Origin of the sequence: Micromonospora marina (genome assembly GCF_900091565.1) — a bacterium.
GTDB lineage: Bacteria > Actinomycetota > Actinomycetes > Mycobacteriales > Micromonosporaceae > Micromonospora > Micromonospora marina.
In genome coordinates, this window is the sequence record NZ_FMCV01000018.1 from 14,090 (window position 1) to 21,400 (window position 7,311).

The following is a 7,311-nucleotide window of genomic DNA, read 5'->3' on the forward strand; positions in this document are numbered from 1 at the left end:
ACGCACGGGGCTGTCGTGGCGGGCGCCGGCCGGTAGCGTCGCCGCCATGGATGTCGACGACGTCGCCGGCCGGCTCGGCGTGCCCGCCGAGGAGATCGACCGGGTGCGCCGGCTCGCCGGTGACCGGCCCGCCGCGCCGCTGCCCGCCCGGGCGGACGCGCCCGCGCTGCTGGACCGGCTCGCGGTACGCTCCGACGACGCCGCCGAGATCCTGGCGGGCTGGCCGGAGCCCGGCTCCCCACTGTGGACCCCGGAGCTGCGCTGGCTGCTCGACCGCTCGACCGCCCTGGTCCGCGCCGACCTCGGTGGCCACGCCTGGCTGACACCCGGCCCGGCGCTGCCCCGCGACCGGGGTCCGGCCTGGCGGCACCTCTACGTCTACGCGTACCTCGCCCTGGTCGACGCCGTCCGGGGCTACCACCGCGACCACGGCGTCCCCGACGACGTGTCCTGGGCGACGCTCGCGGACCTGGGCACCAACCTCGCTGTCGACCGGCGGATGAACGGCGACGGCTGGCCGGTCATGCAGAGCTGGCTGACGCTGCACGTGCGCGGCGGCCTCTACGAGCTGGGCCGGCTCCAGCACCAGCGCGGCGACGCCGAGGCGGTCGACCTGCACATCCCGGACGCGGGACCGCTGACCCCGGAGGCCGTCGACGCGTCGCTGGGACGGGCCCGCGTGTTCTTCCCGCGTCACTTCCCCGGCGAGCGCTACACCGCGTTCTCCTGCGGCTCCTGGCTGCTGGACCCGCAGTTGCGCGAATACCTGCCGGAGCACTCCAACATCGTCCGGTTCCAGCGGCGGTTCACGCTGGAACCCCACCAGGAGCAGGACACGCCGGACGGCGACGTCGAGGTGCTGCGGTTCGTGTTCCGCAGCCTGAGCACCCCGCTGGACCGGCTGCCGCGCCGCACCGTGCTCCAGCGCGCGGTGATCGACCACATGCGGGCGGGCCGGCACTGGCAGTGGCGCCGGGGCCGCTTCCCGATGTAGTCAGGTCAGCGGCCGCAGGCCCCGGTCCGGCCCGGCACGCGGTGGCACCGGCGCTCCGCGCGCCAGCCAGTCGTCGAGCGCGACCGGGTCGCCGAACAGCAGCACCGGTGGCCCGGCCGGGTCGGCCGCCCAGGCCCGCATCCGCTGCCTCGTCCGGCCGAACCCGGTCAGGTGCCACACCAGGATCGAGTCGCGGGACAGCACGCTGCCCAGCGTCTCCCGGTTGCCGTTGCAGATCAGCTCTCCGCCGGCCAGGCGCCGCAGCGTACGCCGCAGCAGCCGCCGGAACGAGACACCGCGCGGATAGTCCAGGCCGATCACCAGGTCGGCGCGGCCGAGGACCACGTCCCGCCAGCCGTGGTACGCGCCGTCGACGATCCACCTGTCGCGCCGGCAGATCGCCTCGATCCGGCGTCGCTGCTCGGCCACCGGCACCTCGACCCACCCGGGCTCCCACAGCAGGTCGTCGACCGGATGCCAGGGCAGACCGAAGCGCTGCGCCAGATGCGCGGCGAGCGTCGACTTGCCGGAGCCGTGGACGCCCTCGACCAGGATGCGGGCCGGGGTCATGGCAGCAGCGTAGGCACCCTGCGCACCCGGCGCGATCCGGGCGGCCGGGTCAGTGCGCGACAGCGACGGCGGGCGCCGCCTCCAGCCCGGCGAGCCGGGAGGGCCGCACGACGACGAGCAGCACCAGCAGCGCCGCCACCATCCCGCCGGCCACCACCAGGGCCATCGCCACCGCGCCGGTGCCGAGCACACCCACCAGCGGCGCGGCGATCGCGCCCACACCGAACTGCACCGCGCCGAGCAGCGCGGACGCGGTGCCGGCTGCCTCGCCGTGGCGGGACAGCGCCAGCGCCGGCGCGTTCGGCATGGCCAGACCCGCCGCCGCCAGCACCAGCCACAGCGACACCAGCAGGGCGGGCAGCCCGCCGACGCCGGTCGCGGCGAACACCACCAGGGCGAGTCCGGCCACCGTGCCCGCCACCAGCGACGTCACCAGGATCCACTGCGACGGGTAGCGGCGCAGCAGCCGCACGTTGTACTGGGTGGCGCCGATCAGGCCCACCGCGCCCGCGCCGAACGCCAGGGCGAACTCCTGCTCGTCGAGCCCGTAGGTGTCCTGCAGGACGAACGACGAACCCGCGACGTACGCGAACAGCGCGGCCATGGCGAGCCCGGCCACCAAAACCAGGCCGACGAAGACCCGGTCCCGGAGCAACCCGCCGTAGTTCATCACTGTCGCCACGACCCCGCCGCGCTGGCGGCGTGCGGGCGGCAGCGTCTCGGGCAGCGCGAGCGTGGCCAGCGCGACGAGCAGCACCCCGAAGGCGGCCAGGGCCACGAAGACGCCACGCCAGTCGGTCCACCGCAGCACGCCGCCGCCCAGCGTCGGGGCGAGGACCGGCGCCGCGCCCATCACCAGCAGCAGCCGGGACAGCATCGTGGCGAACGCCGACCCGGTGAACAGGTCACGTACCACCGCCATCGCCACCACAGCTGTCGCGGCGACGCCGAGGCCCTGCACGACGCGCAGGACGCCCAGGACGGCGACGTTCGGGGCGATCACGCACAGCGCCGAGGCCACGATGTGCAGCAGGAGACCGGCGATCAGCGGGCGGCGCCGCCCGACCGCGTCCGACAGCGGCCCGATCAGCAACTGCCCGATGGCGAGTCCGGCGAGCGTGCCGGTGAGCGTCAGCTGGACCGCCGCCGACGTGGTCGCGAAGTCGGTGACGATCGCGGGCAGCGCGGGCAGGTACATGTCGATGGTCAGCGGCCCCACCGCGATCAGCGAGCCGAGGACCAGCACGAGCTTGAGCCGCTGTTCCCGGCTCATCAGGTCGCCCGGGGTGGACGTCGGGGTGGCATCGGTCGTCTGGGTCGTCTCGTCCCGGTCGGCGTACGGCTGGGCGCGAGAGGGTGCGGCACTCACACAGTGAGTCAAATACGCCTCCGGTGGCCGCATTCCCGTACCGGCGAGAGGTAACGCAGGTCACGTGGCCCGGGCGGGCCTGCTCACCGGTGCAGCGCGTCGCCGAGCGCGGCCAGGTACGCTCCGGCCTGCGCCCCGTTGACCAGCCGGTGGTCGTAGGCGAGGCCCAGGTCCGCCACCGTGCGCTCGCGTACCCCGCCGTCGCCGTCGAGCACCACCTCGCGGTGCACGTCCGGCAGCGACAGGGCGCAGGTGACGCCGGGCGGGATGATCGGCCGGGCCACCGTGACGCCGGGTGTGTCGTTGAGTGCTACCAGGACGTTCATGCCGGCCATGTCCTCCTCACGCAGCCGCCCGCGCAGCGCCTTCATCCGCAGCGCGACCACGGCGTCGGCGAGGTCACCGAGGTCCAGCCGGGCCGCGTCGCGGATCACCGGCAGGAACAGTCCGGTGCCGACGTCGACGGTGAGCCCGATCGACGGCGCTTCCGCGTCGAGGATCCGGCCGTCGTCGGTGAGCCGCGCGTAGAGGCCCGGGAACCGCTCGTGCAGCGCCGCGACGGCGGCGATGACGACCTCGGTCAGGCCGACCGCGGCGCCGGTCTCGTCGGCGGCGCGGCGGGCGTACGAGAGCGCGGCCGTCACGTCGACGCGCACGGCGGTGAACGCCACCGGGATCTCCCGGTGCGACGTCGCCACCACGTCGGCGATGCGGCGTTGCGCCGGTGGCAGCGGCCGACCCGGCGGCACCGCCCGCGTCCCCACCGCCGCCGCCGGCTCCGGGTACGCCGCAGCGGGCGAGCCCGGACCGGAGCGGACCGGGGCGGGATCCGGCCGGACCGCGGCGGTCCCGTTCGGCGGCGGCAGCGGCACGGCCGACGCGGACCGGATCCGGCCGATGGGCGCGCCCGGGGCGCAGTCGGTGCCGGCGGTCACCTCCTGGCGCAGCACGCCCGCCTGCGTGGCGGCCAGCTCCTCGATCGCCTTGGACGTCTCGACCGCCGCGATCGGCTCGCCGGCCTCGACCGTCGCGCCGTCCGCGACCAGCCATTCCAGCAGCACGTAACTGTCGTCGTTGGGGTTGAGCCGGGGCACGTCCACCGGGACGCCCGACGGCGACGCCGAGGTCGGGGCGGACGGCGGCGGACCGCCAGGTGAGTGGTCGGTGCGCGGCACCGGAACCGCGGCGGGCAGGCGCATGATCCGGTCCAGGATCGCCTCCGCGCCGAGCAGCATCGTTCGTTCCAGGTGCGGCGCGGACGGAATGACCCGGTCGGCGGAGCTGACCAGCTCGACCGGGCCGCGCAGCAGCGGCCACGCCTCGGCGTGCAGGCGGGCGGCGACCTCGCTCCCCCACGTGCCGCCCGCGGTGCTCTCCTCGGCGACGATCACGCCGTGGGCGCCGCCGAGCAGGCCGCGCAGGCCGTCCACGTCCACCGGGTAGAGCCGCGCCGGGACCAGCACCTCGACCGTACGACCCCGCTCGGCGGCCCGCGTGGCGGCGGCGATCGCCCGGTCGGCGACCCCGCCCGGCGCGATGACGAGCGTCGGGGCGCCGGTGGCGTCCGGGTCGTGGACGCGGGCCCAGTTGCCGTCGTCGCCGCGCAGTTCGAAGGCGAGGCGGTCGTCGACGCGGCCGTCCACGTACCGCCGCCTGCCGTAGAGGACCTTGTCCTCGAACAGCATGGCCGGTTCGTCGCGGCGCAGCGCGGCGGCCAGCACGTCGGCCGCGTCGTGCAGCGGGGACAGCTCGTAGAGCGCGAGGTGCGGAATGCCGATGAAGTGCTTCTGCGGGCTCTGGCTGTGCGTCGCGCCGTAGCCGCGCCCGCCGCCGACCGGGCAGCGGATCACCACCCGCATCGGGGTGCGCTCGCCGTACATGGTGACGGACTTGGTGATCAGGTTGAGGATCGGGTCGAACGCGAGACCGGCGAAGTCGCCGAACATGATCTCGACGATCACCGTGTCGCCGCACAGCGCCAGGCCACCCGCGACGCCGGTGATGCCGTTCTCGCTCAGCGGCGTCGACAGCACCCGGTCCGGGTAGGCGGTGGAGAGCCCCTGGGTCACCTTGAACGCACCGCCGTACGGGTCGGCGACGTCCTCCCCCAGCAGCCAGGCCCGCTCGTCGGCGGCGAACAGCGCGTGCAGGGCCCGGTTCAGGTTGCGGCTCACCCGCTCCGCGCGCGTCACGCCGCCGCTCCGCGCGCGAGCGGCCGGGCCAGCACCTCGGCCGAGACCTCCGCGACCCGCTGCCGGGCCCGCGCGTCGGCGGCCGCGAACCGGTCCGGGTACGCCTCGGCGTACCGCTGGAGCCAGTCGAGGCGGCGCAGGCGACCGAGTTCGTCGGCGGGCCGGGTGTCGTCGCCCTTGCTGTGCGGTCCGAGCCGGACCGTGTGCTGCACCAGCACGTGCGGCGCCCGGGTGGCGCGGACCCGCTCGACGTGCGGCGCGGCGGCGGCGCGTACCTCGGTCAGGTCCAGCGAGTCGGACTCGCTGACGGTGATCCCGAACCCGGCGACCCGGCCGGCGATGGTGCCGGCGAGCTGGGCGGTGGTCGGGGTGGACTGGGCGATCCGGTTGTGCTCGACCACGACGAGCAGCGGCACCCGCCACAGTGCCGCCATGTTCAGCGCCTCGTAGACGGCGCCCTCGCCCCAGGTGCCGTCACCGATGTACGCCACCGCTATCGCGTCCTGCCCGGTGCGGTTGAGGTGCAGTCCCACGCCGACCGCGGCGGGCAGGCTCTCCCCCTGCACGCCGGTGGACAGGAACCGGTCCCGGCGCAGGTGCTGGCTGCCGCCGTACCCGTGGCACACCCCGCCGTCGCGGCCCAGCAGTTCCGCCAGCAGGCCCTCCGGGTCGCCGCAGTGTGCCAGGTAGTGCCCGTGCCCACGGTGGTTGCTGAACACGAAGTCGCCGGTCAGCAGCGGGGCCAGCGCGACCGGGACGTACTCCTGGCCGAGGCAGGTGTGGGTGGTGCCGGCGAGGTGACCGTCGGCGTACAGGCGCAGCAGGTGCTCCTCGAAGCGGCGGATGAGCAGCCCGGTGCCGAGGTCGGCGTCGTCGAGCGGGGCCGGCGCGGTGCTCACTCCGGCACGCCCCGCTGGGCGAGCAGCGTGCGCAGGTCGGCCACCGACCGCACGGTGCGGATCTCCCGGGGCGTCAGCGAGATCCGGTACGCGTCCTCGACGGCCGCGACGATCTGCAGGTGCCGCAGGCTCACCCACGCGGCGGTGGTCGCGGGGCCGGTCTGCGCGTCGACCTGGTCGACGGGCAGTTCCAACACGTCGGCGACGAGCCGCACCAGCCGGCTGGACATGCTCATACCTCGATGATCGTACAGGCCCAGTGCGTGCCCCGGCCCAGCGAGATCAACGCGACCCGGTCGCCGTCGTGCAGCTCACCGGCGCCGAGCAGACGGTTTAATCCGAACAGTTGGTCCGCCGCGCCGAGATGCCCGTACTCGGCCGCCAACTCCCGGTTGGTCCGCTCCGGCGGCACCTTGTGGGCCTCGGCCAGCGACGTCATGGCGCGTTCGTTGTCGGCGACCAGAATCAGCCGGGCCAGGTCGGCGACGGTGACCCCGGCCCGCTCGCAGGCGCGTTCGGTGACCCGCGCCATCCGCTCGTCGAGGTGGCGGGCGTACTGCGCGAACTGCTCGGGGTCGTAGTCGAAGAACTCCATCACGTGCCACACGTCGCGGGCGGCGGGCGGCTCGGCGCCGGGTGCGAACGGCGCCGCCGCGCCGCCGCCGTCGAGCCGGTAGAACCCGGCGTAGCGGCCGTCGGTGGCGGCCTCGGTGGCCTGCCAGCGCAGCCGGGGGTGCCCGCGCCGGGCCACTGTGGCCACCGCGCCGTCGGAGAACACCATCGGCTGGGTGTCCATCCGGTTCCAGTACGCCTCGCAGGTCCGGTTCGCGGCCACCACGAGCGCGGTGGCGTACCCCGGGTGAGTGGCGAACTTCCCGGCGACGGTGTCGAGGCTGAGCACACCGGTGGTGCACGCCTGGGTGAGCAGCACCGCCTCGGCGCCGGACGCGCCGAGCCGGTACGCCAGGTCGGCGGCGGCGTCCCAGTAGAGGTGTTCGGTGAGGTCGGTGACGGCGAGCACCAGCAGGTCCACCCGGGTGGCGGGCAGCGCCGCGGCGTCCAGGGCCCGGCGGGCGGCCCGTTCGGCGAGGTCGGTCAGGCCCACGTCCGGCGCGGCGCGGTGCACCTGCCGGTAGCCGTAGCCGAGGACGCGGTTGACGTCGTCTGTGTACTGCGCCACCACGTCCGCGACGGGCGCCGGGTCGCCGAGCGCCTCACCGAAGGACACCAGCCCGAAGCTCATGCTCGACCGTCCCGCCGCAGATCCGCCGCTGCTTACCATTCCCC

7 protein-coding genes are annotated in these 7,311 nt (G+C 74.9%); 1 reads left to right on the forward strand and 6 read right to left on the reverse strand.

Features of this window, described 5'->3' with window-relative positions; all coding sequences use genetic code 11:
* Positions 1 to 46 precede the first annotated feature (46 nt).
* Positions 47 to 994, forward strand: a complete 948-nt coding sequence (locus tag GA0070215_RS19605) for an acyltransferase domain-containing protein (RefSeq protein ID WP_018786869.1) — start codon at positions 47 to 49, stop codon at positions 992 to 994.
* Here the strand turns inward: GA0070215_RS19605 and GA0070215_RS19610 are convergent, their stop codons facing one another.
* From GA0070215_RS19610 to GA0070215_RS19635, 6 genes are all read right to left on the reverse strand, one after another.
* Positions 995 to 1,564 (reverse strand): P-loop NTPase family protein, encoded by a 570-nt coding sequence (locus GA0070215_RS19610; protein ID WP_091048300.1) that lies wholly within the window; start codon positions 1,562 to 1,564, stop codon positions 995 to 997.
* 49 nt (positions 1,565 to 1,613) lie between these two features.
* Positions 1,614 to 2,837 carry a multidrug effflux MFS transporter gene (locus GA0070215_RS19615; RefSeq protein WP_091048507.1) on the reverse strand — a complete coding sequence of 408 codons (1,224 nt, stop codon included), beginning with the start codon at positions 2,835 to 2,837 and terminating at the stop codon, positions 1,614 to 1,616.
* 179 nt (positions 2,838 to 3,016) lie between these two features.
* Entirely contained in the window at positions 3,017 to 5,125 is a 2,109-nt protein-coding gene (locus tag GA0070215_RS19620) for a 2-oxo acid dehydrogenase subunit E2 (protein ID WP_091048303.1), read from the reverse strand.
* Entirely contained in the window at positions 5,122 to 6,024 is a 903-nt protein-coding gene (locus tag GA0070215_RS19625; RefSeq protein WP_018786865.1) for a thiamine pyrophosphate-dependent dehydrogenase E1 component subunit alpha, read from the reverse strand. The genes GA0070215_RS19620 and GA0070215_RS19625 overlap by 4 nt, the downstream gene beginning before the upstream one ends.
* Positions 6,021 to 6,260 (reverse strand): acyl carrier protein, encoded by a 240-nt coding sequence (locus GA0070215_RS19630; protein WP_244167060.1) that lies wholly within the window; start codon positions 6,258 to 6,260, stop codon positions 6,021 to 6,023. The genes GA0070215_RS19625 and GA0070215_RS19630 overlap by 4 nt, the downstream gene beginning before the upstream one ends.
* On the reverse strand, positions 6,257 to 7,267 hold the full coding sequence (locus GA0070215_RS19635) for a 3-oxoacyl-[acyl-carrier-protein] synthase III C-terminal domain-containing protein (protein WP_091048310.1): 1,011 nt from the start codon (positions 7,265 to 7,267) through the stop codon (positions 6,257 to 6,259). The genes GA0070215_RS19630 and GA0070215_RS19635 overlap by 4 nt, the downstream gene beginning before the upstream one ends.
* Positions 7,268 to 7,311 lie beyond the last annotated feature (44 nt).